This is a genomic window from Fulverythrobacter fulvus, from assembly GCF_037154085.1.
Classification (GTDB): Bacteria; Pseudomonadota; Alphaproteobacteria; order Sphingomonadales; family Sphingomonadaceae; genus Andeanibacterium; species Andeanibacterium fulvum.
The window spans coordinates 989,238-1,015,877 of sequence record NZ_JBANRM010000001.1 but is presented as its reverse complement, the minus strand read 5'-3'; the positions used below and the strand labels follow the sequence as shown (position 1 = coordinate 1,015,877).

General features: G+C 65.1%; 25 protein-coding genes. 13 read left to right on the top strand and 12 right to left on the bottom strand.

What is annotated here, in order from left to right; all coding sequences use genetic code 11:
* Positions 1-240: 240 nt before the first annotated feature.
* The 3 genes from WFP36_RS04960 to WFP36_RS04950 are packed head-to-tail and all read left to right on the top strand — an operon-like array spanning position 241 to position 2,541.
* A complete protein-coding gene (locus WFP36_RS04960; RefSeq protein ID WP_336978371.1) occupies positions 241-801 on the top strand; it encodes a regulatory sequestration protein YfiR in 561 nt (186 codons plus the stop codon).
* A gap of 2 nt (positions 802-803) precedes the next feature.
* A complete protein-coding gene (locus tag WFP36_RS04955; RefSeq protein ID WP_336978369.1) occupies positions 804-2,021 on the top strand; it encodes a diguanylate cyclase DgcN/YfiN in 1,218 nt (405 codons plus the stop codon).
* The gene (locus WFP36_RS04950) at positions 2,008-2,541 is read left to right on the top strand and encodes an outer membrane lipoprotein YfiB (protein WP_336978367.1); all 534 of its coding nucleotides are present in this window, start codon (positions 2,008-2,010) and stop codon (positions 2,539-2,541) included. The genes WFP36_RS04955 and WFP36_RS04950 overlap by 14 nt, the downstream gene beginning before the upstream one ends.
* A 13-nt stretch (positions 2,542-2,554) precedes the next feature.
* Here WFP36_RS04950 and recQ read toward each other — a convergent pair whose 3' ends face one another.
* From recQ to tsaD, 7 genes are all read right to left on the bottom strand, one after another.
* Positions 2,555-4,324: a DNA helicase RecQ gene (recQ, locus tag WFP36_RS04945; RefSeq protein ID WP_336978365.1), complete on the bottom strand. Its 1,770-nt coding sequence runs from the start codon at positions 4,322-4,324 to the stop codon at positions 2,555-2,557.
* Positions 4,325-4,528: 204 nt separating this feature from the next.
* Positions 4,529-5,704: an acyl-CoA dehydrogenase gene (locus WFP36_RS04940; protein ID WP_336978363.1), complete on the bottom strand. Its 1,176-nt coding sequence runs from the start codon at positions 5,702-5,704 to the stop codon at positions 4,529-4,531.
* A 74-nt stretch (positions 5,705-5,778) separates the two neighbouring features.
* On the bottom strand, positions 5,779-6,267 hold the full coding sequence (locus WFP36_RS04935) for a hypothetical protein (protein ID WP_336978361.1): 489 nt from the start codon (positions 6,265-6,267) through the stop codon (positions 5,779-5,781).
* A gap of 172 nt (positions 6,268-6,439) precedes the next feature.
* Positions 6,440-7,180 carry an OmpA family protein gene (locus tag WFP36_RS04930; RefSeq protein WP_336978360.1) on the bottom strand — a complete coding sequence of 247 codons (741 nt, stop codon included), beginning with the start codon at positions 7,178-7,180 and terminating at the stop codon, positions 6,440-6,442.
* A gap of 55 nt (positions 7,181-7,235) precedes the next feature.
* Positions 7,236-8,750, bottom strand: coding sequence for a lipopolysaccharide biosynthesis protein (locus WFP36_RS04925; protein WP_336978358.1), 1,515 nt, complete (start codon positions 8,748-8,750; stop codon positions 7,236-7,238).
* Positions 8,747-9,760: an NAD(P)H-dependent glycerol-3-phosphate dehydrogenase gene (locus WFP36_RS04920; protein ID WP_336978356.1), complete on the bottom strand. Its 1,014-nt coding sequence runs from the start codon at positions 9,758-9,760 to the stop codon at positions 8,747-8,749. The genes WFP36_RS04925 and WFP36_RS04920 overlap by 4 nt, the downstream gene beginning before the upstream one ends.
* On the bottom strand, positions 9,757-10,791 hold the full coding sequence (tsaD, locus tag WFP36_RS04915) for a tRNA (adenosine(37)-N6)-threonylcarbamoyltransferase complex transferase subunit TsaD (RefSeq protein WP_336978355.1): 1,035 nt from the start codon (positions 10,789-10,791) through the stop codon (positions 9,757-9,759). Before tsaD ends, WFP36_RS04920 begins: the two co-directional genes overlap by 4 nt.
* Before the next feature lie 46 nt (positions 10,792-10,837).
* On the opposite strand from tsaD, the gene hemC reads away from it, so the two are divergent.
* The 6 genes from hemC to WFP36_RS04885 all read left to right on the top strand — a co-directional run bounded on the left by hemC (position 10,838) and on the right by WFP36_RS04885 (position 14,873).
* Positions 10,838-11,782, top strand: coding sequence for a hydroxymethylbilane synthase (gene hemC / locus WFP36_RS04910; RefSeq protein WP_336978353.1), 945 nt, complete (start codon positions 10,838-10,840; stop codon positions 11,780-11,782).
* 8 nt (positions 11,783-11,790) lie between these two features.
* A complete protein-coding gene (locus WFP36_RS04905; protein ID WP_336978350.1) occupies positions 11,791-12,480 on the top strand; it encodes a uroporphyrinogen-III synthase in 690 nt (229 codons plus the stop codon).
* Positions 12,481-12,545: 65 nt separating this feature from the next.
* A complete protein-coding gene (locus tag WFP36_RS04900) occupies positions 12,546-13,481 on the top strand; it encodes a hypothetical protein (RefSeq protein WP_336978348.1) in 936 nt (311 codons plus the stop codon).
* A 57-nt stretch (positions 13,482-13,538) separates the two neighbouring features.
* Positions 13,539-13,763, top strand: a complete 225-nt coding sequence (locus tag WFP36_RS04895) for a ParD-like family protein (protein ID WP_336978346.1) — start codon at positions 13,539-13,541, stop codon at positions 13,761-13,763.
* Positions 13,747-14,559 carry a type I methionyl aminopeptidase gene (map, locus tag WFP36_RS04890; RefSeq protein WP_336978705.1) on the top strand — a complete coding sequence of 271 codons (813 nt, stop codon included), beginning with the start codon at positions 13,747-13,749 and terminating at the stop codon, positions 14,557-14,559. Before WFP36_RS04895 ends, map begins: the two co-directional genes overlap by 17 nt.
* A 53-nt stretch (positions 14,560-14,612) precedes the next feature.
* Positions 14,613-14,873: a hypothetical protein gene (locus WFP36_RS04885; protein ID WP_336978344.1), complete on the top strand. Its 261-nt coding sequence runs from the start codon at positions 14,613-14,615 to the stop codon at positions 14,871-14,873.
* 372 nt (positions 14,874-15,245) lie between these two features.
* Here the strand turns inward: WFP36_RS04885 and WFP36_RS04880 are convergent, their stop codons facing one another.
* Together WFP36_RS04880 and WFP36_RS04875 are read right to left on the bottom strand one after the other, a co-directional pair.
* Positions 15,246-16,325, bottom strand: coding sequence for an MBL fold metallo-hydrolase (locus tag WFP36_RS04880; protein ID WP_336978343.1), 1,080 nt, complete (start codon positions 16,323-16,325; stop codon positions 15,246-15,248).
* 134 nt (positions 16,326-16,459) lie between these two features.
* The gene (locus tag WFP36_RS04875) at positions 16,460-17,674 is read right to left on the bottom strand and encodes an FAD-dependent monooxygenase (RefSeq protein WP_336978341.1); all 1,215 of its coding nucleotides are present in this window, start codon (positions 17,672-17,674) and stop codon (positions 16,460-16,462) included.
* A 93-nt stretch (positions 17,675-17,767) separates the two neighbouring features.
* Here WFP36_RS04875 and WFP36_RS04870 point away from each other — a divergent pair, with 93 nt between their 5' ends.
* Positions 17,768-19,816, top strand: a complete 2,049-nt coding sequence (locus WFP36_RS04870; RefSeq protein ID WP_336978339.1) for a protein-disulfide reductase DsbD family protein — start codon at positions 17,768-17,770, stop codon at positions 19,814-19,816.
* Here WFP36_RS04870 and WFP36_RS04865 read toward each other — a convergent pair.
* The 3 genes from WFP36_RS04865 to uvrB are packed head-to-tail and all read right to left on the bottom strand — an operon-like array spanning position 19,791 to position 23,211.
* The gene (locus WFP36_RS04865; RefSeq protein ID WP_336978337.1) at positions 19,791-20,360 is read right to left on the bottom strand and encodes a hypothetical protein; all 570 of its coding nucleotides are present in this window, start codon (positions 20,358-20,360) and stop codon (positions 19,791-19,793) included. The two genes, WFP36_RS04870 and WFP36_RS04865, sit on opposite strands and share 26 nt — an antisense overlap.
* On the bottom strand, positions 20,357-21,025 hold the full coding sequence (locus tag WFP36_RS04860) for a hypothetical protein (RefSeq protein WP_336978336.1): 669 nt from the start codon (positions 21,023-21,025) through the stop codon (positions 20,357-20,359). The genes WFP36_RS04865 and WFP36_RS04860 overlap by 4 nt, the downstream gene beginning before the upstream one ends.
* A complete protein-coding gene (gene uvrB, locus WFP36_RS04855; protein WP_336978334.1) occupies positions 21,022-23,211 on the bottom strand; it encodes an excinuclease ABC subunit UvrB in 2,190 nt (729 codons plus the stop codon). Before uvrB ends, WFP36_RS04860 begins: the two co-directional genes overlap by 4 nt.
* A 122-nt stretch (positions 23,212-23,333) precedes the next feature.
* On the opposite strand from uvrB, the gene WFP36_RS04850 reads away from it, so the two are divergent.
* The 3 genes from WFP36_RS04850 (at position 23,334) to WFP36_RS04840 (ending at position 26,628) form a co-directional block, all read left to right on the top strand.
* On the top strand, positions 23,334-23,897 hold the full coding sequence (locus WFP36_RS04850) for a DUF3617 domain-containing protein (protein WP_336978333.1): 564 nt from the start codon (positions 23,334-23,336) through the stop codon (positions 23,895-23,897).
* A 483-nt stretch (positions 23,898-24,380) separates the two neighbouring features.
* Positions 24,381-25,127, top strand: a complete 747-nt coding sequence (locus tag WFP36_RS04845) for an alpha/beta hydrolase family protein (RefSeq protein WP_336978331.1) — start codon at positions 24,381-24,383, stop codon at positions 25,125-25,127.
* Positions 25,128-25,230: 103 nt separating this feature from the next.
* Positions 25,231-26,628, top strand: coding sequence for a circularly permuted type 2 ATP-grasp protein (locus WFP36_RS04840; protein WP_336978703.1), 1,398 nt, complete (start codon positions 25,231-25,233; stop codon positions 26,626-26,628).
* The last annotated feature ends 12 nt before the right edge of the window (positions 26,629-26,640 follow it).

The window sequence follows — 26,640 nt, the reverse complement described above, 5'->3', positions numbered from 1 at the left end:
TGGCGGCTCGATACCAGCACCGCGCCCTAATGTCTCGCGGATGAACCGTGGCTGTCGCACGATGATGCGTTCGCCTGTCCGCTACGGATCATCATTCGCTCAAATCCATGGATTGTTGTTTGCCAGCCCGCGATAATCTGGAATAGCGATTGCAGGCATTCACGGCTGAGAGTTGCTTTTTTGGGGTTGAGGGCGTTCGATTCCGGCACATGCGCCATCGGAGCGATGCCAGGCCCGGCTGTGAGTTTCGTGCGCGTTCTTGCTGCTGTGCTGCTGGCCTTGGTGCCTTCCTTCCTTGTTCCCGCGCCAGCCGGAGCGATGACGGACGAGATGGCGTTCGTCGTCTCCTCCCAGCAGGGCGACGGGGGCATGGATGCCTCCACGGCGCGTGTCGTTCGTGCGATCCTTGAATATTCGCGTTGGCCGAAAAGGGCAGATCCCGTGCGTTTGTGTGTGATTGGCCAGGCCGACAATGCGGAAGGGCTGGAGGCCATCATTCTTCCCGACGGACGGCAAGTGGCGGTCCGTCAGCTTACCCGCGATGCCGTTGCCGCGCCGGCCGCCTGCGATGCGTTCTATCTCGGCGCGATGGATCTGGCCGCGATGCGCCAATGGACCGCAAGGGCGCGCGGGCTGCCGATCGTGACCATTGCGGAGCGCGATCCGCAGTGCCGGAGCGAGGCCATGTTCTGCCTGGTCTACAAGCCGGCGGCAGTGACTTTCCGGCTCAATATCGATGCAGTGGCGCGCTCGGGCGTGCGGGTCGATCCGCGCGTATTGCGCATGGCGGAAGGAAGGTAGCCATGGCCGAGACGCAAAGTCCTTCGCTGCTTTCCGTTCTTTCGCGGGCGCACCGGCAATTGATCGGATTTGCCGTCATGCTGGCGGGCTTGACGGTGATGGCCAGTGGCGCGGCGGTGATCCGCGACAATGCGGAGCGTAATCTGACGCTGATCGCCCGGACGCTGTCCTATTCGGTCGAGCCGGCCATCGTGTTCGGCGACCGGGAGGCTATCGGCGAGAGTATTGCCTCGCTGGCCGGCAATGGCGCGGTGGAACGGATCGAGGTCCTGGATGCCGATGGCGCGGTGCTGCAGAGCTGGTCGCGCAGCGGCAACGGGCTGTCGGCGGGGATCGAACGGCTTGTCGGCAAGGTGATCTGGCCCACGCCCTATGTCATTCCCGTGCAACGCGGGGGCGAGAAGATCGGCGAGGTCCGTGTAATGGGCAGTTCGGGCGATATTGCCCGCTTCCTGCTGCAGGGGCTGCTGATCGCACTGTGCTGCACGGGTATCGCGCTGGTCGCCATGCGTATTCTGGCGCGCAAGCTGAAGCATGGCGTGATCGATCCGCTCAACCATGTGGCGGAAGTCGCCCGCTCCGTGCGGACGGAGCGGGCGTTCCATCGCCGCGTGCCGGCTCCGGGCCTTGCCGAAGTCGATATGTTCGTGGACGATTTCAACGCGTTGCTCTCGGAGCTTGAGGGCTGGTATGACGGGCTCACAGAGGAAAATCAGGAACTGGCGCGTCAGGCCTCGCACGATGCGCTCACTGGCCTCGGCAATCGCGCCTTGTTCGAAAGGCACCTCGCGGCGGCCATCCAGGCCGGGGCCTCGGGCGGTTCGCGTTTCGCGCTGCTTTATCTCGACGGGAACGAGTTCAAGCAGATCAATGACTGCCATGGGCATGAGGCTGGCGACAGAGTGCTGCAGGCCATCGCTGTGCGACTGCGCAAATGCGTGCGGCAGGCCGATACGGTGTTCCGCCTGGGTGGCGATGAGTTCGCCATCCTGTTAGGCGCGCCGATCGAAGCGGAAGAGGTCGACGCGATTGTCGACCGTATCGAGGCCGCGATGGAAGAGGCAATCGAACTCGGGAAGGGTGGCTTTGTCGCCCTTTCGATCAGCGTCGGCTTTGCGATCTATCCGGATCACGGGCAGACGGCCGAGGATCTGGTGCGCAGCGCGGATGCTGCGATGTATCGGGACAAGACCAGGAGAATTAATAATGCATTCGGTTGAGCAGGCAGCTGGCGGACGAACAATCAGGCGGCTGGTGGCCTCGCTGGCGTTCCTGCCGTTGCTGGCCTGCCAGACGATCCCGGACCAGCCTGTGTCGCCATATTCGGCGGAGCAGATTGCCAAGCTGCGCCAGTATGAATTCCGCGAGGAAGGCGATCAGTGGCTGCTTGGCCTCGACGGCAAGCTGCTGTTCCCTACTAACGGCTCGGTTCTGGCCGAAGAGCAGGTTTCGCGCATCGGTACCATGGCGCGTGAACTTTCCGGTGTCGGTATTCACGGGGCCGATGTGGAAGGCCATGCGGATTCGGTTGGCGAGGAATCCTATAATCTGGACCTGTCGCAGCGCCGGGCGAATGCGGTGAAGCTGGCGCTCGTTTCCGGCGGGATGACGGATGGCCGCGTCAAGGCAATCGGTCTGGGGGAAACCCAGCCGATCGCGAGCAATGCCACCGAGGAAGGCCGGCAGGAAAACCGCCGCGTGGTGATTATCGTCTCGCCCGAAGACGTTCTGCCCGAGTGATCCGGGCCTAGCCTCAGGCGAAGGCGGCGATGGCTCGAAGGAACACGTCGCCATAGGCCTCGCGCTTGCGGGTGCCGATGCCGGGCACTTCCGCCAGTTCGGCATGGCTTAGCGGACGGCGGGCGGCCAGTTCGCGCAAGGTGCTGTCATGGAAGATGACGTAAGGCGGCACATCCGCATCGCGGGCAAGGTCGCGCCGCAATTCGCGCAGCGCGTCGAATAGCGGATCGCCCACCGGGTTGGCGGTGCTGCCCCCGCGTTTGCCGCGTTTTGCCCGGGCGGGGGGCAGGACAAGCTGCACGCTTTCTTCTCCGCGCAATATCGCCCGTGCGTCCTGGCCCAACATCAAGCCGCCATGTTCGGTCGTCTCCAGCGCGCCGCGCACCAGCAGCGCCCGGGCGACGGGCTTGATGAGTGCAGTCTCCTCGCCCTCCACGATCCCGAATACCGACAGGGCGTGATGCCCGCGCTGGATCACTTTCTCGTTTTCCTGCCCCAGCAGCACCGCTTCCAGATGGCCCAGGCCGAAGCTCTGGCCAGTGCGATAGGCGGCTGAGAGCAGCTTGCGCGCAACTTCGGTGCCGTCCACGCCCTTGGGCGGGGTGAGGCAATTGTCGCAATTGCCGCAGGTGGTGGGGGGATGTTCCCCGAAGTGGCGCAGCAGCACAGCGCGGCGGCAGGTCGCGGTTTCCACCAGCGCGCCCAGCGCGCCGATCCGTGCACGCTCGCCCGGCTGGCGGGCTTCCTCTGTCTCGCCAATGCGCTGACGGGCGCGGACGAAATCCTCCGGTCCCCACAGCAGGGTGGCTTGCGCGGGATCGCCATCGCGCCCCGCACGGCCGCTTTCCTGATAATAGCTCTCGATGCTCTTGGGCAGGCCGGCATGCACCACGAAGCGCACGTCCGGCTTGTCGATCCCCATGCCGAAGGCGACCGTGGCGACCATCACCATATCCTCGCTGGCGATGAAGGCGGCCTGATTGCGGGCGCGCACTTCCGGATCCAGCCCGGCGTGATAGGGCAGCACGCGGCGCGCGCCCTTGGCGGCGAGGCTTTCCGCCAGGCGCTCGGTCTGCGCGCGGGTGGGGGCATAGATGATGCCAGGGCCGGTATTGGCGGCGAGGATGTCGGCCAACTGGCGCGAAAGCCCATCGCGCGGCTGCACGGCATAGCGGATGTTCGGCCGGTCGAAGCCCGAGACGATCAGGCCTTCTTCCGGGATGCCCAATTGGGCGAGGATATCCGTGCGGGTATGATGATCCGCCGTTGCCGTCAGCGCCAGACGCGGGACTTGCGGGAAGGCATCCAGCAAAGGGCGCAGCAGGCGGTAATCGGGGCGGAAATCATGCCCCCATTCGGAAACGCAATGCGCCTCGTCTATCGCGAAAAGGCAGATTTTCGAGCGTTCGAGCAGGTTGCGAAAAGCTTCGCCGCTCGCTCTTTCCGGCGCGACGTAAAGCAGGTCCAGATCGCCCGCCAGCAGCCGGTCCTGCGTTTCGCGCCAGTCGGCATCGGCGGAAGTGAGGCTTGCCGCGCGAATGCCCAGCGCCCGCGCGCTGCGCAATTGGTCATGCATCAGCGCGATCAGGGGCGAGATGACCACGCAGCAGCCCGGCAGGGCCACGGCAGGAAGCTGGTAGCACAGCGACTTGCCTGCCCCGGTAGGCATGATCGCCAGAGTGCCCCGGCCTTCCAGCACCCGCTCCACGACCTGTTCCTGCACGCCCCGGAAATGTTCGAATCCGAACACGTCGTGCAGCAGGGTGGCAGGGGATGGGCGCATGGCTTGGGGCTATAGGTTGCGGGGCCGGGCCTGCCTATGGGGTGCAGGCGGCTGTCCGCAGATTTGGGATGGTTCGATCCTCCCCGGTCCGGGGGGGGGCAGCCCGCAGGGCTGACGGAGGGGCACGTCCCTAGGGCAGAACGTAACGGCAGGAGCCCCTCCACCATGCTGTGCATGGTCCTCCTCCCCCCTATGGGGGAGGATTTAGAACGCCGCCAGCCCGGTAATCGCCCGGCCGATGATCAGGGCGTGGATGTCATGCGTGCCTTCATAGGTGTTCACCGTTTCGAGGTTCACCATGTGGCGGATGACCTGATATTCCTCGGAAATGCCGTTGCCTCCGTGCATGTCGCGGGCCATGCGGGCGATGTCGAGCGCCTTGCCGACATTGTTGCGCTTCACCATGCTGATCATGTCGGGGGCGAAGCGGTGTTCTTCCATCAGACGGCCGACGCGCAGCGAGCCCTGGAGGCCCAGCGCGATTTCCGTCGCCATGTCGGCCAGCTTCTTCTGGAACAACTGGGTGCCTGCGAGTGGACGGCCGAACTGCTTGCGATCGAGGCCATATTGGCGGGCGGCGGCATAGCAGAACTCGGCCGCGCCCATGGCGCCCCAGGAAATGCCGTAGCGTGCGCGGTTGAGGCAGCCGAACGGGCCCTTCAGCCCCTCGACATTGGGCAGCAGGGCATCGCCCGGCACTTTCACCTCGTCCATCATGATCATGCCGGTGGTGCTGGCGCGCAGCGAGATTTTGCCTTCGATCTTGGGCGCTTCGAGCCCGGTCATGCCCTTTTCCAGCACGAAGCCGCGGATCTTGCCGCCATGGGCTTCGCTCTTGGCCCAGACGACGAATACATCGGCAAAGGGGGAGTTGCTGATCCAGGTCTTGCTGCCGGAAATGACGTAGCCGTCGCCATCCGCCTTGGCCACCGTGCGCATCCCGCCCGGATCGCTGCCCGCATCGGGCTCGGTCAGGCCGAAGCAGCCGATCAACTCGCCGCTGGCAAGGCCGGGCAGATATTTGCGGCGCTGCTCGTCAGACCCATAAGCGTGGATCGGATACATCACGAGGCTGGACTGGACGCTGGCCATCGAACGATAGCCGGAATCGACCCGCTCGATCTCCCGCGCGACGAGGCCATAGGCGACATAGCCCGCGCCCGCGCCGCCGAATTCCTCGGGGATTGTCACGCCCAGCAGGCCGGACTGGCCAAACAGGCGGAACAGTTCCGGCGCGTCCACTTCGTCCCGGAAGGCGTCGATCACGCGCGGCTGCAGTTCGGACTGGGCGAAGCCGTGGGCGGCATCGCGGATCATCCGTTCTTCTTCGGTAAGCTGGCTGTCGAGATCGAAGGGATCGGCCCAGTCGAAGGGAACCATAAGGGATAGTCTCCTCTGAAACCGGTCAACTAGCGGGCCGCGGAAAGCCTAGCAAGAGGGATCGGCGACGAAGGTCAGACAGCCCCGAATTTTGCCTTGAAACCCGCATCGTCCCCTGCGGCGAGGAACTTTGCCTGTTCGGGCCAGCTATCGCGCCGGATACGGCCCGCAAAGGTGCCGAGCTGGGCGTCGATCCGGTCGATATCGGCATCGTTCCATCCGGCGATTTCGGCATAGGTCGTCACGCCCAGCGAATGGAGCAGCTTTTCCAGCTTGGGGCCGACGCCCTTGATCCGCTTGAGATCGTCTGCGGCAGAGGCCGCAGCGGCAGGTGCGGGGGAGGGTGCCGGTACCGGCTCGGCCTTGGCTGCCGCATTGGCTGCGGGCGCATCGATCAGCGCCTGATTGCGCTGGGCAGGCGCTGCGCCTTCGTCCAGCACGTCGGGCCGGGACGTGACCACCCGTGTCTTGCGGTTGGCGACGAAGATCCACCACGCGACCGCAATGCCGACGATCAGCGCGATCACGAACAGCCACCAATTGGCGGCGACCAGTTGCATCATTCCTTGTCCTCCCTGACAGGGGCCGGCGTACCGCCCCACAGCACCCAGCCCAGCGCCATGCCCGCCGCGAAGACGACCAGCAGCAGCACCAGCAATTCGAGCCAGATCGGCATGGGCGCATCGTTCCTTTCAGCGGTGGCTCTAAGGCTTGCCGTGCCCGGAGCCAAGGGCGCTATCGCGGCCCGGGCGTATCGACCGGCGTGGGTTTGATGGGCACGCTTTCGATCACGGAAAATTCGATGCGGCGATTGGCCGGATCGGTGGGATCGAGCCCCTCGACCGGCAGGGTTGAACCGACCCCGCTCGCCCGTAGCCCGTCAGCCGGAATCCCGCGCCCGACCAGCGCCGCCAGCACGGCATTGGCCCGCTCGCGCGAGAGAGCGAGATTGCTCGGCTCGGGGCCGGAGGAATCGGTGTGGCCGGTGATCGCGATGATCGCGCCGAGGCAGGGGCGCAGTGCCGCCGCCACTTCGTCCAGCAGGCCAAGGCTGGATGCGTCGATCCGGCTGGAGCCTTCCTCGAACCGGATGGACCGGGAACTGAGCAGTGCTGCGACATCGTTCTCGCAATGGAGCGGTCGTTCGGCAGGTGCCGCGCGGGAGGCGAGGGCAGAGCTGTCTTCCCAGCGCACGCCGCCCACGCCGGGGATGGCGGCAATTGCGCGGGCCACTTGCCCGCGCGAAGCGTCGCTGAGCCCCTTGCCGCCGATCAGCAGCGGATGGCGGCTGGGCTGGCCGCTGGCAGTGCTGAAGCGCGCGGTAATGCCAGTGCCGCCCGCCTTGGCAATAACCGCCTGCGCCTTGTGTGAGAGGTCCCCGGCAAGCGCAGGCCCGGTCAGCCGCGCGCCGGTGAAGGCAAGCAGCACGATAAGGGCCAGACCCAGGACCAGCGGGAGCAGCGGTGAGCGGAGCATGAACTCCTATATTCACGCGGGGCAGGTCGAGGTCTATCCCCGAACCGGAAAAAACTCAGCCTAGGGGTTCTTCCGTCTTTTTCTTCGTAACGTTCCGGCGGAACAGCAGGCGATCTTCCGGGCCGAAGCCCTTGTTCCAGATCATCCAGCCATAGACGCCCAGGATCAGCGGCACGCCCAGGCTCAGTTCCAGCCATTCGGGCAGCTGGATGGCGATCCAGCCCACGACGATGGCAGGGGCCGCGGCCCAGACGAGTGCCCAGCGCCAGTTGTTCACCGGCTCGCGCAGCAGGCGCGAGAGGATGAAGCCCTTGGTGATGGAGGCGAAGCCCAAAGCCAGTGCGAGTGCCAGAGCTGCGCCGCCCGCATAATAGAAATCCGGCAAATTATAGCGGTCTACTGCCATCATGAAGGCCACGGTCAGCCCCGCCTGCAACGAAATCGTGGTGAGCGAGACCCACAGGTTCTTCATCCGCGCCACGTAGATCAGCGCGGCTTCGGAGACGACTGCCGTGGCGGCTACCACTTCGGCGATCAGCAGGAAGGCGAGCGCGGCGGTGCCGCCGACGAATTCCGGGCCGACGAGGCCCATCACGGCCTCGCCCGGAATGCCCAGTGCCAGTGCCACGCCGGCCTGCATCGCAGTGATCCAGAAGCCGACCTGGCAGACCTGCTTGGCGATGGCGCCGTAATTCTTCTCGATGACGTTGCGGGTGATGACCGGGCCCAGGATCGGCTCGAAGCTGCTCTTGAGCTTGGAAGGCAGGCTGGCGACCTGCTGGGCCGCCCAATAGACCCCCACGGCCGTGGGGGTGGCGAACTGGCCCAGGATCGCGATGTCGATGCGGCGCGTGCCCCATTCCACCGCGTCGGCGGCGGCCAGCGGAATATTGCCGATGGCCAGCTTGCCGATGCGGAAAGGGTGCGGGGTCCAGCCATGAGGCATGCCATAGGCGCGGAACAGCGGGATCAAAGCGGTCAGCGCGGCGGCGAAGATCGATGCGATATAGGCCAGCGCCAGCCCGCTATGCGGCAGGAAGAAGAAAGCGCCGGCCGCCGCGATCGACAAGGTCCACGGCTCCACTACCGAACGCGCCTTCACCGTGGTGCCGATATCGTAGCGATAGGCAAGGGCAGACAGCGCGATGTCGGTCAGGGTGAAGGGAATCACTGCCAGCGGCAGCAGCCAGTCGATCTGGGTGAACCCGCCGGAAGGGAACATCACGTGTGGGAACAGCATCAGCAGGGCCGCCAGGGCGGAACCCGTGATGATGCTCAGCACCATGCCGTCGGCGATGATGTGGGCGGGGGGCTGCTCCCCGCGCGAAAGCTGCTGCGCCAGTCCGCGCTTCTGGCCCAGGGCGGCGAATTGTGCCGCCAGTTCCACGGCCACGAGCGCATAGGCGAAGCGGCCCAGTGCCTCGGCCCCATAGAGGCGGCCGGCGATGAACAGGAACGGCATGCGCGCCGCGAGGCGGAGCAGGAAACCGAAGAAATTTGTTCGCCCGCCCTTGGCCAGAGCGGCGATGTCGCCGCCTTCGGGCGCGGAATTATGCGTGGCGGCACTCAAGCAAGCTGTCCTTCGGCGCGCAGGGGACGGGCGAGAAGGTCCGAGACGACTTCCGGTGCGGAAACGCCGGCCAGCAGCCGTTCGACCGCCTCGGCAATGGGCATGGCGATGCCCAGCTGCGCCGCGCGTTCGACCAGAACCGGCGCGGTGGAGGCGCCTTCGGCAACAGTGCGGCGATTGGCAAGCAGGGCGGCGGGAAGCTGCCCTTCGCCCAGCGCCTTGCCAAGCGAGAAATTGCGGCTGGAGGTGGAGGAGCAGGTGAGGACGAGATCGCCCAGCCCGCACAGTCCCGCCAGAGTATGGGAGTTGGCGCCCAAAGCCTCGCCGAAGCGGAGCATTTCGGCATAGCCGCGCGCGATCAGGGCGGCGCGGGCATTCTGGCCGAGGCCCAGCCCTTCGACCACGCCGCAGGCAATGGCGAGTACGTTCTTCACCGCGCCGCCGATCTCCGCACCCACGACATCGTCGGTATAATAGGGGCGGAAGCTCGGCCGGGCGATGGCGGGCGCGAGCCTGTCCCACTGTTCTTCACCCCCGCTGCAGGCCAGCGTGACGGCAGTGGGGAGGCCCGCGGCCACTTCATGCGCGAAGGTGGGGCCGGATAGGACGGCGATTTCCGCACCCGGCACGGCATCGCGGGCGACATCTGCCATAAGGCGGCCCGTCCCAGCCTCGATCCCCTTGCTGCACAGGACCAGATCGCGCGGGGCGCGGGGGAGTTTGCGCAAAACCGTGCCCATGTGCTGGGCGGGGGTGACGATCAGCAGGATGTCGCACGCGGCCGCCTCCGCGATCTCGCTGGTCGCGCGGATCGAGGGGGAGAGCCTTGCGGATGGGAGATAGGCGCTGTTCACTCGCGCCGTGTTGATTTCCTGAGCCAGTGCCGCCTCGCGTGCCCATAGCAGCACTTCGCTGCCATCGCTGGCGAGCATCTGGGCCAGCGCCGTGCCCCAGGCGCCTGCGCCGATCACGCCGATATTGGTCGCCCCCTTAACCTTGCCTGACGTCACGCCTTGACCCCCGCGCCGCGTACCGGCTCGGCCGCCGGATCGAGCGGCCAGCGCGGCCGTGCGGCAATGTCGAGCGGGTCGGAATGGCCCGGCTCGAACCGCTCCAGCCCCGCCCAGGCAATCATCGCCGCATTATCCGTGCACAAGGCCATGGGCGGGGCGGAGAAGGGCAGGCCGAACTCTGCCGCGACGCCTTCCAGCGCCGCGCGGATGGCGGAATTGGCGGCAACCCCGCCGGCCACGACCAGCGCGGTCACTTCATCCATTTCCTGAAGAGCGATGCGCAAGCGGTCGACAACGCAGTCGACGGCCGCCTGCTGGAAGCTGGCGGCGATATCCGCGTCGGAATACTTGCCGCTCTCCTTGGCGCGCAGGACCGCGCTCTTGAGCCCGGCAAAGGAGAAATGCACTTCCCCGCTACCCACCAGCGGGCGGGGCAGGGGCACGCCCTTGGGGTTACCTTCGCGGGCCAGCTTTTCAACCTTCGGTCCGCCGGGGTAGCCGAGCCCGAGAATCTTGGCCGTCTTGTCGAAAGCCTCGCCCAGCGCATCGTCGATCGTGGTAGCATAGCGGCGATATTCGCCCACGCCTGCCACTTTCAGAATCTGGCAATGCCCGCCCGAAACGAGCAGCAGCGCATAGGGGTAGCGCAAGCTCTCATCCGCAAGGCGCGGGCTCAGCGCGTGGCCTTCCAGATGGTTGATCGCATAGAGCGGCTTGCCGGTGGCCATGGCGAGTGCCTTGGCGGAAACCAGCCCGACCATTACCCCGCCAATCAGGCCCGGCCCGGCCGTGGCGGCAATGGCATCCACATCGTCCAGCGTCATGCCCGCATCGGCCAAAGTGGCCTCGATCAGGGGGGCGAGCTTCTCGGCATGCGCGCGCGCGGCTATTTCCGGCACCACACCGCCATAGGGGCGATGTTCCTCGTCCTGGCTGGCGATACGTTGCGCAAGAATGCGCCGGTCGGACGCGACCAGTGCAGCCGCCGTCTCGTCGCAGCTGGATTCGATGCCAAGGATCCTCCTCATCCGGGGTTTCACTGGACGCAAATGCGCTTTAGGGCAACCCACTGCCATGAACGCTCCTGCAACACCTTCTCCGAAGCTCCGCCTCGGCACTCGCCGCTCCCCGCTCGCCATGGCGCAGGCGGAGGAAACCCGCCGTCGTCTGTGCGCCGCCCATGGCTGGGAGGAGGCCGATGTGGAACTCGTCCCCGTGCTCGCCAGCGGGGACAAGGTGCTCGACCGACCGCTGGCGGAGATCGGCGGCAAGGCGCTGTGGACCAAGGAACTCGACGCCTGGCTGCATGAAGGCCTGATCGATGCGGCGGTCCATTCGATGAAGGATGTGGAGACCTTGCGGCCCGACTGGCTGACCATCGCCGCGATCCTCCCGCGCGAGGATGTGCGCGATGTGCTGGTGGGTGCGGCCTCGATTGCCGAACTCGCACCGGGATCGCGGATCGGCACCAGCGCCCCGCGCCGTGCGGCGCAATTGCTCCATTTGCGGCCCGATTGCAGCGTGGTGAGCTTCCGCGGCAATGTCGCGACGCGCCTCGGCAGGCTGGAAGCGGGAGAGGCGGATGTGACCCTGCTCGCCGCTGCGGGGCTCAACCGGCTGGGCGAGAGCCATGTGGGCTCGCCGCTCGATGTGGATCAATGGCTCCCGGCCCCGGCACAGGGCGCGATCGGGATCGAATGCAACGCTGACGATGCGGAAACCCGCGCCCTGCTTGCCGCGATCGACCACGCGCCCAGCCGCGCACAGGTGATGGCGGAGCGGGCCTTGCTCGCCGGGCTGGGCGGTACCTGCCACAGCCCCATCGCGGTCCTGTGCCGCGAAGAAGGCGGCCTGCTGGCGATGCGCGCCGCGATCTTCAGCCCTGACGGGGTGGAGCGGGTCGAATTCGAAGCCCGCTTCGTTCCGGGCGACGAGGATGCGCCTGCCGCGCTGGCGGCGGAATTGCTACGCCGGGCTTCGCCCGCCATCCGTCAGCATTTCACCGGTTCTGCAGGCTGATGGCCGCCATGAAGCGCGCAATCGTGATCCGGCCCGTAAGGGGCATGGAAGATACGCTGGCGGCAGCTGCTGCCGTCGGGCTCGACATGGCCGGCTGGCCCCTGTTCGAAATGCGTGCCCGGCCGTGGGAGCCTCCGGCACCGGAAGGGATCGACGGGCTGCTGATCGGCAGTGCCAATGCGCTACGTCTGGGTGGGGCCGGGCTCGATGCCTTCAGGGCCAAGCCGGTCTATGCCGTGGGCGTGGCAACGGGCGAGGCGGCTCTGCGGGCAGGATTTCCGCTGGAAGTCGTGGGGACAGGCGGGTTGCAGCAGGTGCTGGACGGACTCGCGGGAAGGCCGCTCACGCTGCTGCGCCTTGCCGGGGAGAAGCATGTGCCGCTCAATCCCCCGCTCGGTATCGTGCTGGTGACCCGCGTCGTTTATGAAAGCGCGGCCCTGCCGATGTCGCCCGAACTGGAACTGGCCTTGCGGGAGGGCAGTGAGGAAGGCCCCGTTGTGCTGCTCTATTCGGCCGAGGCCGCACGGCATTTTTCCGCCGAATGCGAAAGGCTTGGGGTCGACAAGGCGCGGATCGCGCTGGCCGCGCTGGGCCCGCGTATCGCGGCGGCGGCGGGCCAGGGCTGGGCGCAGGTCCGCAGCGCGGCAGCACCCAATGAGGCTGCACTATTGGCACTTGCGCAGGACATGTGCCATTGAAACCGGATTGTTCCGTGCCATAAGAGTACTAACGGTGCGGACTGTCCGGGTCGACTAAGGACGATATGGAAGAAGATTTCCTCAGCCGGGCGCGGCCCCGCAGCCCTGAGCGCCGGGGCAGTGGCAGCGGCTTGCTGATCGGTGCCGTGCTCGTCTCCTTCCTCGTCGGGGTGGGGGCGACGGGCTATGTCGCATGGCAGGGCGGGCTCGATTTCCTGCCCGGCATCGGCGACGCGGCCCAGGATACATCCCAGCCAGCCGACCGCCAGCCGCTCCTCGCCTCCGCACCCACGCCAGGCGCCAGCGCGAGCGATGCCCAGGCCGCCGCACAGGCGGCAGAGAAGGTGGAGCAGGTCGCACAGCAGCAGGGCGGGATCGAAGCGCGCGTAGTCGCGGTGGAGCAGCGGCTGGACCAGCTTTCGCTGCAGGCGCAGTCGGTTGCCGGCAATGCTGCCCGCTCGGAAGCCTTGCTGGTCGCCTTCGCCTCGCGCCGTTCGATCGAACGTGGTCAGCCGCTGGGCAGCCTTGCCGATCAGCTCAAGCTGCGTTTCGGCGATGCCCATCCCAACGCCGTGCGCACAGTGATCGAGGCGGCCAAGTCCCCGGTCACCCTCGATCAACTCGTCGCCCGGCTGGACGGTTTGGCGCCGGATCTCACCAGAAGGTCCAGCAGCGAAATCAGCTGGGCACGGCTTAAGCGCGAATTTTCCGAACTCTTCGTCGTCCGGCATGAGGCGACGCCTTCGCCCCAGCCGCTCAAGCGGATGGAGCGGGCGCATCTGTTTCTCGAGAGCGGTCGCGTCGCGGCGGCAGCGGCCGAAGTGAGCAACCTTCCCGGCGCGGATAGCCCGGATGCCTTGCGCTGGATCGCCGACGCCCGGCGCTATGCCGCCGCACAGGATGCGCTCGACCGGCTGGAAACCGCCGCGATTTCCGACGAAGTGCGCCTGCGTGACGGGCAGGGCAGGCCGGTGCAGCAACCAAGCCCCATTCGCCCCTAGTCACTGCTGCCCTCTTCCAATATACGAACCATATACGAATCGTATATGGAGACCCCGATGGGCATCGTGAATATTGACGACGATCTGCACGATCAACTGCGCCGGGCGAGCAAGGTGTCCTGCCGCTCGATCAATGCGCAGGCGGCGTTCTGGATCAGGCTCGGCATGCTGTGCGAGACCAATCCGACGCTGAGCTTCAACCAGATCATGGAGCGGGAATTGAACTCCGCAGGCGTTTCGCCTCCACCGCTGGCAGATGTGGCGCATGATCAAGCAGCCTGAGGAATTGGCGCTGATGGCCCAATCCGGCCGTCTGCTCGCTTCCGTTTTCGAAATGCTCGACCGCACTCCACTGGCGGGTAAATCCACGCTCGAGATCGACGCGCTGGTGGAGCGCTTCATAGTCGACGATCTGGAGGCCCGCCCCGCCAGCAAGGGGCAATATGGCTTCGCCTTCGTGCTCAATTCCTCAGTGAACGACGTGGTCTGCCACGGTGTCCCCTCGGCGGTGGATGTGTTGAAGGACGGCGATATCGTCAATCTCGACATCACGCTGGAGAAGAACGGCTATATCGCGGATTCCAGCAAGACCTTCCTGGTGGGGGAAGTCCATCCGGCCGCGAAGCGACTGGTTCGGGGAACCTATGAGGCGCTGTGGCAAGGCATCCGCACTGTTCGCCCCGGCGCGCGGCTGGGCGATATCGGCGCCGCGATTGAACGCCACGCGAAGAAATACGGCTATAGCGTGGTGCGCGAATATTGCGGCCACGGCATAGGCCGGGAAATGCATGAAGACCCGCAAGTGCTCCATTTCGGCCGCCCCGGCACCGGAATGACCCTGCGCGAAGGCATGACCTTCACTATCGAGCCGATGCTCAACCAGGGCCGCCGGGCCGTGCGAACCGAAGATGACGGCTGGACCGTGGTAACCCGCGACGGATCGCTCTCCGCGCAGTTCGAACATACGGTGGCGGTTACCGCGACCGGGGTCGAGGTACTGACCTTGCGCGCGGATGAGCGCGGGATGGGGGGAAGGGATAAGGTTTCCTATACGTCATCCCAGCGAAAGCTGGGATGACGATGGGGCGGCCCACCATTCCCTTTCCCAGCCTATGTCGCTAGGCATGGCGGATGGATTTGGACGACCAGCTTCGCCGCTATTTCGGCACTTCGGACCTTTCGCAGGTGTCGCCCGCGGTTCAGGCCGATGGGCTTGACCGGATGCGGGTCGATTTCGGGCTGGAGACGGATCGGGCGCGGCGGTTTGCGCTGTGGAGCTTGCTCTACATGCTGGGACAGGCGCCCGATCTCGATGTCGCCTTCAAGGACGAGGCCGATCGCGAGGCCGCGCGCAACCTGATGGATCTGATGGCGGCTTCCGAAGGGGATTAACGCCCGTTGCTCTCAAAAATGCGCTCGTCATTGCGAGCGGCAAAGCCGTGCGGCAACCCAGGGCAATTGCACGCAAAGGTTCTGGATTGCCACGGGGCCTGCGGCCCCTCGCAATGACGTTTATTGGCCAAGCCCCGGCAGGCGCTTGCCTTTCCGGCGGCTTGTCAGATGAAACTGCCAGCACCGGTCGCAGCGATAGAGGCGCAGGTCCAGCCCTGATGCCCTAATGGCGGCCAGTGCATCGTCCTGAGTGCGATAGGAAGCCTTCTTCCGGCAGATGCTAAGCCTTGTGCGCATGGCATTGCCTGATCGGATTTCGTCATTGCGAGCGACCGAAGATCGCGCGGCAATGACGAAATCCGTTGAGAGGCCTTACTTGGCTACTGCAGCCGCCAGCATTTCCGGCGTGGGCGGAGCGGTATCCTTCGGGTCGGAACCCTTGTGCTTGTCGGTGGCAGGCAGGGGCGCACCATTGGCGATGCCGAAACCGGCCTGCTCGCCCGCGAATTCGGTGTAGGCGACGTTGACGTTCATATGTGCGCGGGCCAGCGGCGTATTGCCATATTCGAGGCCCTTCTTGATGTGCGTGTCGAGCAGTGGCGCGAATTCCGGATTGCGCTGCAGCTCGGCCACGGCCACGCCCGGTGCGTCGCCGCGATCATAGGCGGCCCTGGCTGCGGTAACGAGGGCACGGTTGAAGTGCGACAGGCGCGTGAGCCCGGCCCAATTGTTCACATGGCCGTGACCTTCGACCACGATTTCGATGCCCATGTCCTTCACGGCATCGACCAGCTTCTCGGTCTCGGTGGCAATGGCCTCTGCGCCGCCTGCGGGGAGGAAGGGCGCCATGTTCCACGCCATCACGTCACCCATGAACAGCAGCTTGGCCGCTGGGACGACCACGAAAGTGTCGCCGCCGGTGTGGCCCACGCCGGTGTGGAACAGCTCGATCCGCTCATCGCCTTCGCCGATGGTCAGGCGGTCCTTGTAGGTCTCGGTCGGCAGCAGCTTGGGATTGCCCTGCGGATTGGCCGCCAGTTCGGCCTTGGTGCCTTCGCTCATCACGATGCGGACATTGGGATAGAGTTCGCGGATGAAGTCGGTGCTGCCCGTATGGTCGGGATGGCTATGCGTGCAGATGATCGTCTTGATCGGCTTGTCCGTGATCTTGCGGACTTCATCCATGATCGCCTGGCCGTTGCCGGGCATCTTGGTGTCCACCAGGATCACGCCGTCATGCTGGACGACAACCAGCGTGTTACCGCCGCCGCCGAAGATCTTGTAGACGTTGCCGGTGATGTGTTCGATCGGCTCCGGCGGGGGCAGCATCGAACGCGGGGCCGCCGGGGCGCCGGGGCGAGCCGGGGGCGCGCCTGCGCCGGTCTGCTGCGCCGCTGCCGTTGCGGTCATGCTGCCCGCAACGAGGAACGCCAGGACTGCCTTGAACTTCATCATTTCTCTCCCTGATCGCGATTCGATCTTGTGCACGCGTTGCCTAGCCCGCGCAGGAATGCAGGCATAGGTCTGCAAGTGTAGCGAAAGGTCGCAACGGAGGGGGCGGCGTTCCGTTCCCCGGATCGCCCCGATTATGCCTGCAAAAGCGAAGGCAGCTTGCCGCTCATTCCGCGAGCCTCGTCCATGAAGAAGTTCTTCAGGGCGGGCAGGCGCTGCACGCCCGCCATGCCGAAGCGGCGGATGGCGGAGGCGGCGCGGCCTTTAACGCCGAACAGGCGCGTGATGCTGTCGCAAGTGGCCGAAACCGTGAAATTGTCGAGGCTGCGCCAGCGTTCGTAACGCTCGAGAATCTGGGCATCGCCCGGATCGAGGCCGAGGCGCATTCCGTCCATCAGCACTTCCACCAGCGCGCCGACATCGCGCAGGCCCAGATTGAGGCCCTGCCCGGCAATCGGGTGAATGCCATGGGCGGCATCGCCCGCCAGCACCAGTCTTTGCCCAGTCATCCGCGCGGTGTGCTGGAAGCCCAGCGGATAGGAGGAGACGCGGCTGTTCAGCTTGATCGTGCCGAACATGCCCTGCATCCGCTTGTCGATTTCGGCCAGGAAGGCGCGTTCGGAAAGCGCCAGCGTGCCGGCCGCATCCTTTTCCGCCACGGTCCATACCAGCGCGCTGCGGTGTTCTCCATTGGGCCCGTCACGCATCGGCAGCAGGGCGAAGGGTCCGGTGGGATAGAAGATTTCCCACGCGACATTGCCATGCGGCTTTTCATGATCCAGCCCCACGATCATCGCACGGTGCTGGTAATCCCAATGGGCCAGCTTCAGCCCCGCCTCGTCCCGCGTGGGGGAACGGCGGCCCTCGGCTGCGACCATCAGGCTGGCGTGGAGCACCTGCCCGTCAGACAGGGTGGCCGACACGCCATGTTCGCCGCGCTCGCGCTTCACCATGTCGACGGGCGCATGCCAGGCGATCAGCTTCTCGTCCTTCGCGGCTTCGAACAAGGCGAGGCGCAGATCTCGATTGGCGAACATACGGCCGAGCGAGCCTTCATCCGGCTGGGGGCGGAAATCGATCTGGCCGGGGCGCATGGCATCGGTGACCGCAATCGAATCGATCGGGCAGCCATGCGGCTCCAGCCTCTCGCCCAGGCCGATATTGCAGAACAGGTTCCAGCTGGCGGTGGAGATCGCGCTGGCGCGGCCGTCAAAGCCGTCAGCTGTCAGTTCCGCCGGGTCCGCGCGGTCTACTACATGGCTGGCAATGCCCTGTTTCGCGGCGGCGAGGGCCAGGGTCATGCCCACCAGGCCGCCGCCCAGGATCAGCAATTCGCGCCTCTCGTCCATCGTGCCTTCCTTGCGGGTTGGGAACTCAGGCCCTACGCCGTGAGTCCCATGCGAGACAAGTGCAACATTACCCGACACGAAAGACACATTGCCATGCCGGTGTTCCGGTGCATTGCCGCTCTGCTTGCTCTTCTGACCGCCATCTTCTCGCCCTCGCTCGCGGCGGCGCAGGGCCGGGCGAACCACATCGCCGCGGAACTGGTGGCCGAAGGGCCTGCTACGCCGGGTGGCACGGTGGACCTTGCCTTCGTGATGAAGCCCGAGCCGGGTTGGCACGGCTATTGGGCCAATCCGGGCGATGCGGGTTACGGCATGGAACTGACTTGGTCGCTGCCGGAGGGGTGGAGCGCGGGGGACCTGTCCTATCCCGTGCCGCAGACCCTGCTCATCTCCGGCATGATGAACCATGTCTATGAGGGGCCCTATGCAGTGCTGGTGCCGCTTTCGGTGCCGTCGAACGTCCGGTCGGGGGCAATTATACCCATTTCTGTCGAGGCCAACTGGCTGGCCTGTACGGACAAGATTTGCGTTCCGGAACAGGCGCTTCTGGCAGCTACCGTCAAAGTCGGTTCAGGAACCGCTACCGAGGCGCGCTTCGATGGCTGGCGTGCCGACATCCCGCCGTTGATCGACCGGGCAGCCAGCTTCTCGTTCGATAATAATACGTTGCGCATTGGTATCCCACTGCCCGCAACGCTTGAAATCGCCGCCCCGCACTTGTTTCTGGGTGAGACTGGCCTGATCGACTATGCCGCCCCTCAGACCTTCCGCCGGGAAGGGGATATGCTGGTGGCCGAACTGGCTTTGGCAAAGGATGCGGACCTTTCCGCCAAGGCGATTTCCGGCATTCTCAAGCTTGACGATGCAGGCAACGGGGTGAGCTTCGCCGGCCAGCCGGGCAGCGTGCCGCAAGGCGGCGAAGTGCTCGAATTCGGGGCCGCGAGTAATGGAATTCCGGCATTCCCGCTGCTTCTGGGGATGGCGCTGGTGGGCGGGCTTCTCCTCAATATCATGCCCTGTGTCTTCCCGATCCTCAGCCTCAAGGCCCTCAGTCTTGCCCGTGCGGGTGAGAGCGAGGCGGAGGCGCAGCGGGAAGGGCTGGCCTATACGGCGGGCGTGATCCTCGCCTGCCTTGGCCTTGGTGCACTGATGCTGGCCCTGCGCGCCGGTGGCGCGGAGATCGGCTGGGCCTTCCAGCTGCAGGAGCCGGGCGTGGTCGCAGCCTTGCTGGTGTTGGCAGTAGCGATCACCGCCAATTTCGCCGGACTTTACGAACTGCCTTCGCTTTCGGTTTCGGGGGGCGGACAGCCGATGGGTGCATTCGGCACCGGGTTGCTCGCCGCCTTCGTCGCAACGCCCTGCACCGGGCCGTTCATGGCCGCCGCGATGGGCGCGGCGCTGCTGCTGCCTGCCGCACAGGCCATGCTACTTTTTGCGGTGCTTGGGCTCGGCATCGCGCTGCCGTTCTTCGCCCTCGGCTTTATCCCCGCGCTTCGGCGACTGCTTCCGCGCCCAGGCAAATGGATGAGTGTTTTCCGCAAGGTAATGGCCGTGCCGATGGCGCTGACCGCGCTGGCGCTGGGCTGGCTGGCGTGGCGCCTGGGCGGCTGGCAATTCCTGCTGGCGGCGAGCAGCTTTGCGGGTCTGTTCCTGCTGGTCCTGGTAATCGCGGGGCGCCGGCAGCGGGCTGGGCAACGGGCATGGCCGCTGGTCGCGGGTGCCGTGCCGGTGCTGGCCATAGGCTGCGTGGCAGCCCTGCCGCACGTGATGGCACCGCCGGTTGCGGCGGAAGCGGGCCTGATCGCGGCACAGCCGTTTAGCGAGAAGGCGCTGGCCGAGGCGCGGGCGAGCGGCAAGCCGGTATTCGTGTGGTTCACCGCCGACTGGTGCCTGACCTGCAAGGTCAATGAAGGCGTTGCCATCGAGCGGGAGGAAACGAAGCAGGCCTTCGAGAAGGCCGGGGTCGTTGCCCTGGTGGGGGACTGGACCCGGCGTGACCCTGCGATCACTCGCTTCCTCACCGCCCATGGCGCGGGCGGCGTGCCGCTCTATCTGTGGTATCCGGCAGGAGGTGGAGAGCCGCAACAATTGCCGCAGGTGCTGACGCCGTCGACCCTTACGGAGCTGGCGGGGGCGAACTGATTTTCTGGGGCTCGGCCAGCCCGCCACGGCGGCACCAGCCGAGAAATTCGCGGGGCAAAGGGCTTCCCGCGATCTTCAGAGTGCCCGCACCGGGCAGGGTCGCCTCGATATTCCGCTGGCCGGTGAACACGTCCAGTTCCACGGCATCGGCGGGATAGAGACCCTCCCAGCGCCAGCCATCGGTCTTGGAGAGAGTGGCGTCGAGCTTGAGGCGGGCAGTGATGCCATTGCCCAGCACTGCGAACAGAGCCTTGGCACCGGGCTGCGACTGGGCATGGCGGATCACGGCGAGTTGCGGGGGCGTATCTTTCGCCAGCACGCAGTGCAGCGTGAGGAGCGGTGGCAGTTTTTCCTGCCCGAAATCGATTCCCTTTCCGTCGGCGGACACATGCCATGCAGCGCCCTCGCTATCGGGCGCAGGATTGAGCGCCAGCGAGGCCGCACTCTGTGTCTCCTCCAGATCGATGCGCTGCACCGGCGGCCGGTCGCAGGCAGTGACGATGAGAGAGAGGGGGGGAAGGGTGGAAAGGAAAAACCGGTTCATGCTTGTCTCGCGATACGCAGCAGCGCGATGCCGGTAACTGCGCCGATCGACAAGCCTGCTGCCATTCCCCCTGCAAGCGCGCTCAGGGCGATGAGAAACGGTGCAGTCGTCATGTCGGGCCAGGTTGCGGCAAGGAAAATCCACATCATCGCGATCGACCAGCCTGCGATATTGGCTGGAAGCCACCACCCGGCACGCGCGGTGAAGGGACGCAGGGCCAACCATTGCGCCACGCCGAAAACCAGTCCGCCCGCAGCCCCCATGCCTGCAGAGGCAAGGAGGATGAAGCCGATACCCGGTTCGCTTGCTGCGGCCGCCGGAGCGGATGCCGTGCCCACGCTGAGCGTCGAGGGCAGCATCCCCACGGCCCAGCCGAGAATGGCAACAGCCATGGTTGCGCCGACCCAGCGGTGTGGCGGCAGACTGGGGAATATCCGCCTCAGAACACGCCACTGGAAAAAGCCGATTGCGCCGCCTTCGACTGCACCCACGGCGACCATCATCAGATAGATCGCCCAGGCTTCAAGCGTGCTGTCGGGCTCGCCGATCAGGCTGTTCGCCGCCAACGCGACGATGCCGGCCAGGCCGATGCCGATGAATTCTCCGAGTGCGCAGGACAGGACCCAGCTGCGATACAGGCGATCTTCGGAGATCGAAGAGATCAACGCCCCCACTTCCGCTGAGTCTTGCCGTATCGCGTCTTGCGGGTGCCGGGCTTGCCTTCGTTACTGCGCCCCACCAGCGGAGCCTTCTTCTCGTCATCCGGCAAGCCAAGCTCTTCGGCTTCCAGGCGGCGGATTTCGTCGCGCAGGCGACCGGCTTCCTCGAATTCCAGATCTGCGGCGGCGGCGCGCATCTTCTTTTCGAGATCCTCGATATAGGCGCGCAGATTGTGGCCCACGAGGTTGTTGCGGCCGTCTTCCGCCTCGATGTCCACCAGCACGCCATCGCGGCTGGCCGTGTGGGCGACGATGTCGGCGATCTGGCGCTTGATCGTCTGCGGCGTGATGCCGTGTTCCTCGTTATAGGCGCGCTGCTTCTCGCGGCGGCGGTCCGTCTCGGCAATGGCGCGTTCCATGCTGCCGGTCATGCGGTCGGCATAGAGGATCACCCGGCCATCGACGTTGCGGGCCGCGCGGCCGATGGTCTGGACGAGCGAGGTTTCGCTGCGCAGGAAGCCTTCCTTGTCGGCATCCAGAATGCAGACGAGGCCGCATTCGGGAATGTCGAGCCCCTCGCGCAGCAGGTTGATGCCCACCAGAACGTCATAGACGCCCATGCGCAGGTCGCGGATCAGTTCGATACGTTCCAGCGTCTCGACGTCGCTGTGCATGTAGCGAACGCGCACGCCGGCTTCGTGCATGAATTCGGTGAGGTCCTCGGCCATGCGCTTGGTGAGGGTGGTGACGAGCGTGCGGTAACCCTTTGCCGCCGTCTCCCTGCATTCGTTGATGCAATCCTGCACCTGATCCTCGACCGGCCGGATCGTCACCGGCGGATCGATCAGCCCGGTGGGCCGAATGACCTGTTCGGCAAATACGCCGCCGGTCTGCTCCATTTCCCAATTGCCGGGCGTGGCCGAAACGGCGACGGTCTGCGGGCGCATCGCGTCCCATTCGTTGAAGCGCAGCGGGCGGTTGTCGATGCAACTTGGCAGGCGGAAGCCGTATTCGGCCAGTGTCAGCTTGCGGCGATGGTCGCCCTTGGCCATGGCGCCGATCTGCGGCACGGTCTGGTGGCTTTCATCGACGAACAGCAGGGCATTGTCGGGCAGATATTCGAACAGGGTTGGCGGCGGCTCGCCCGGCAGGCGGCCCGTCAGGAAGCGGCTGTAATTCTCGATCCCCGCGCAGCTGCCGGTGGCTGCGATCATCTCCAGGTCGAAATTGGTGCGCTGTTCCAGCCGCTGGTGTTCCAGCAGCTTGCCCTCGGCTTCCAGTTCCTTGAGCCGCTCGGTCAGTTCGAAACGGATTGCCTCGCTCGCCTGTTTCAGCGTGGGGCCGGGCGTCACATAGTGCGAGTTGGCATAGACGCGCACGCTGTTGAGGCTTGCCCCCTTGGCGCCGGTAAGGGGATCGAATTCGCTGATTTCCTCGATCTCGTCGCCGAAGAAACTCACTCGCCAGGCCATGTCCTCATAGTGGCTTGGGAAGATTTCCAGGCTGTCCCCCCGAACGCGGAAATTACCGCGCGCAAAGGCCGCATCGTTGCGCTTGTATTGCAGCGCCACGAGCTTGCGGATGATCTCCCGCTGGTCGACTTCCTGCCCCTTCTTGAGGTCGAAGATCATGGCCGAATAGGTTTCGACCGAGCCGATACCGTAAAGGCAGGAGACCGAGGCGACGATGATCACGTCGTCCCGCTCCAGCAACGCACGCGTGGCGGAGTGGCGCATCCGGTCGATCGCCTCGTTTACCGAGCTTTCCTTCTCGATATAGGTGTCGCTGCGCGGCACGTAGGCTTCGGGTTGGTAATAATCGTAATAACTGACGAAATATTCGACCGCGTTTTCCGGGAAGAAGCTCTTGAATTCGCCATAGAGCTGCGCGGCGAGAATCTTGTTCGGCGCCAGGATCAGGGCGGGGCGCTGCAAGGTCTCGATCACCTTGGCCATGGTGAAGGTCTTGCCGCTGCCGGTCACGCCCAGCAGCACCTGCGTTTTCTCGTCTTCGCGCATGCCCGCTACGAGTTCCGCAATCGCGGTGGGCTGGTCGCCGGCTGGCTCGTAATCCGAGACGAGCTTGAACGGCCGCCCCCCATCGGACTTTTCCGGGCGCGTGGGCTTGTGGGGCGTGAAAGTGCCCGACGTGTCGGGCTCTTCCAGACCCCTGCGGATTACGAGTTCGGCCATGGCGCGATATATGGCCGTTCTGCATGCGTTCCGCAACGGGGCGTTGGCAGGAAGGCGCCGGCTTGGTATCCCCATGCCGATGGGTCGCGTCATCTGTTCCGTTTTTCGAAGGGATCGATTTGATGCGTAAACTGGTTCTCCTGCCGATCGTGGCGGCAATTGCCCTTGCCGGGTGCGGCAAGAAGGAAGAAGCGCTGGCCAGTGGCGAGGCAGGCAGTGAAAAGGCTGCGCCTGCCGAGGCCGCGGCGGCAGGCCTCGAAATGCCGCAGCCGGGCGAATACAAGCAGACCGTGGAAATCATCGAGATGAGCATCCCCGGCATGCCTGCGGCGATGGCTGCGCAGATGAAGAAATCCATGTCGGCCAACATGGAACTGACAGATTGCCTCACTCCGGAAGAATCGAAGGAAGCGCTGAAGCAACTCACCTCGCGCGGGATGAGCAATGAGAGCAACTGCACTTACGAGAAGTTCGACGTGTCAGGCGGCAAGATCGACGCTGTGATGAAGTGCGGCGGCGATGGGGAAAAAGGCGGGGGCGGTACCTTCAAGCTCAGCGGCAGTTTCAATTCTACCGGCAGTGATATGACCGTGGAAGGCGATCAGATCGTTCCGGACATGCCCGGCGGCACAATGCATATGAAGATGCACATGGTTTCCGAACGCATCGGCGAGTGCAAAAGCTGACGACCTGAGCCTGGGCGGCTGCGGAAGGATTGCCCGGGATCGCCGGGGCCGATGTGTAACCCTTGCGTTACACGAAATGCCTATCGAAGTGTGCGGCGCTACACCCTCGTTTGGCCCGGTTTCGAGCCGTTTTCGGGGCTTGGCCGCAGCCTTGGGTGTTACCTTCCATTTCGGGTTTACGTGCAGGGTCCGCGCGGTAGGGAAGGCGGTCCCGGAAACGGGGCGGGCGCGGACGGGCAGGGTAGCAGGGCGGCTGTTCATCGGGCAGGATAAACGCCATCTGGGGGCCTGTAGGAAAGGGTTTTCTCGCCGGGGCATGGGAAGCAGGCCGCCCTGCCAGAATGCTACAGTTTCGTGACTGCGGCAGATTTCATTCAGCCTACAATAAGTCAGTTCTGTTACAGTGCCCGCATGAACTCGCTGAGTCGAAGCCATGCGGGCGCCGCGTTGCGCCGGAATGCCATCGGGCATCGCCCCTTGCGCATGCCTGCAGCGGGCGAGTGGCTGGATACGATCAAGGCGCGCGCCGCGCTGGTGGCTGAAGCGCAGCCCAGCGGAATTCACGGCCCGCCATTGAAGCATCTGCTGGGCGAGCTGCAGTTCCTCACGCGCCCGCTCAAGCGCAAGGAGCCGGGCCTTGCCGTGTCTCGCAGCGCCAGTCCGCGCGTGGTCATGCTGCTGCCCGGTTTCGCGACTCACCCGGTGCGGCTCCGCCGGCTGGCGCGCCATCTCGAAATGGCCGGTCACACGGTGAAGAATTGGGGCCTGGGCTTCAACATGGGGCCGTCGCCCGAGAATTTCGATGTGGTCACCCAGCGCGCGCTCGATCTCCATCGCCGCTATGGCGAGCAGGTGGTGCTGGTCGGCTGGAGCCTGGGCGGCATCTTCGCGCGCGAAGTGGCGAAGCGCCATCCCGATGCGATCGCCAAGGTCGTGACAATGGGCTCGCCTTTCTCGGGCAATCCCAAGGCCAATAATGTCTGGCGAATCTATCACCTGATTACCGGCCATTCGGTAGAAGCGCCGCCGGTAGTGGCGGATATCGCCACCAAGCCGCCGGTGCCGACAATTGCCCTGTGGAGCCCGCGGGACGGAATCGTCTCTCCGCGCAGTTCCTGCGGCCGTCCGGGCGAGCGCGACAGGGCAGTTGCCCTGCGTTGCGGCCATATGGGTTTTGCCTATTCGGACGAGGCAATCGAGGCGGTTCTGGCCGAACTCGAAGACATCTGATCGAATTCCACATTGACCCCTTGGCAGGCATAAAGTTCCGTGCCAGTGTTGCACTGCAACATAAGGGGCAGTGAGCATAAAGCCGGAGCCTAATTTCGATGAGATGCGGCAGGCCGACGGGTCCATCCGTCCGGCTTACCGGGACTACGTAACCTGGCTGGAAGAACAGGACCCGGCCCTCATGCGGCGCAAGAGCCGCGAGGCCGAACAGTTCTTCCGACGAACCGGGATCACCTTCAATGTCTATGGCGACGATGACGCGGAAGAGCGTCTGATCCCCTTCGACATGGTGCCCCGGATCATCACCGGCGGCGAATGGCGGCGGCTTTCGCGCGGGATCGAACAGCGGGTGAGGGCGCTCAACGCCTTTATGCACGATCTCTATCACCGGCAGGAAATCCTGCGTTCGGGCCGCATCCCGCTCAGCCTGTTCAAGGGCAATGTCGCCTGGCTGCCGCAGATGGTCGGCTTCACTCCGCCGGGCGGCGTCTACACCCACATCGTCGGCATCGATCTTGTCCGCACCGCGCCCAACGAGTTCATGGTGCTGGAAGACAATGCCCGCACGCCCAGCGGCGTTTCCTACATGCTGGAAAACCGCGAAACGATGATGGCGATGTTCCCCGAACTCTTCGCCAAGATTCACGTCCAGCCGGTTTCGGATTATCCTCGCCGCCTCGCCAAGAGCCTTGCCGCCTGCGCGCCCGATGCCGCGTCGGACAAGCCGGTCGTGGCAGTGCTGACGCCGGGCATCTACAATTCCGCCTATTTCGAACACGCCTTCCTGGCCGACCAGATGGGCGCCGAACTGGTGGAGGGCAGCGATCTGCGCGTGGTCGACGGCCGGGTGCAGATGCGCACCACGGCGGGCTTCCAGCCGATCGACGTGCTCTATCGCCGGGTGGACGACGATTTCCTCGATCCGCTGACCTTCAACCCGCAATCCATGCTGGGCGTGCCTGGAATTATGGACGTCTATCGCTCGGGCGGGATCACCATTGCAAATGCGCCGGGCACCGGCATTGCTGACGACAAGGCGATCTACAGCTTCATGCCGGAGATCGTGGAGTTCTACACCGGCGAGAAGCCGCTGCTGCCCAATGTGCCCACCTGGCGCTGCGCCGAGGCGGACAGCCTGGCCTATGTGCTGGATAACATCGCCGAACTGGTGGTGAAGGAGGTTCACGGCTCGGGCGGCTATGGCATGCTGATCGGCCCGACCTCGTCGAGCCGCGAGATCGCCAAGTTCAAGGACAAGCTGAAGGCCCGGCCGGACAATTACATCGCCCAGCCGACGCTGGCCCTGTCCACCGTGCCGATCTTCACCAAGGCCGGGCTCGCCCCGCGCCATGTGGATTTGCGGCCCTTCGTGCTGGTTTCACCCAACGGGGTGGACATCACGCCGGGCGGGCTGACCCGCGTGGCGCTGAAAAAGGGATCGCTGGTGGTCAATTCCTCGCAAGGGGGCGGGACCAAGGACAGCTGGGTTTTGGAAGACTGAGGGGCGCGGGCA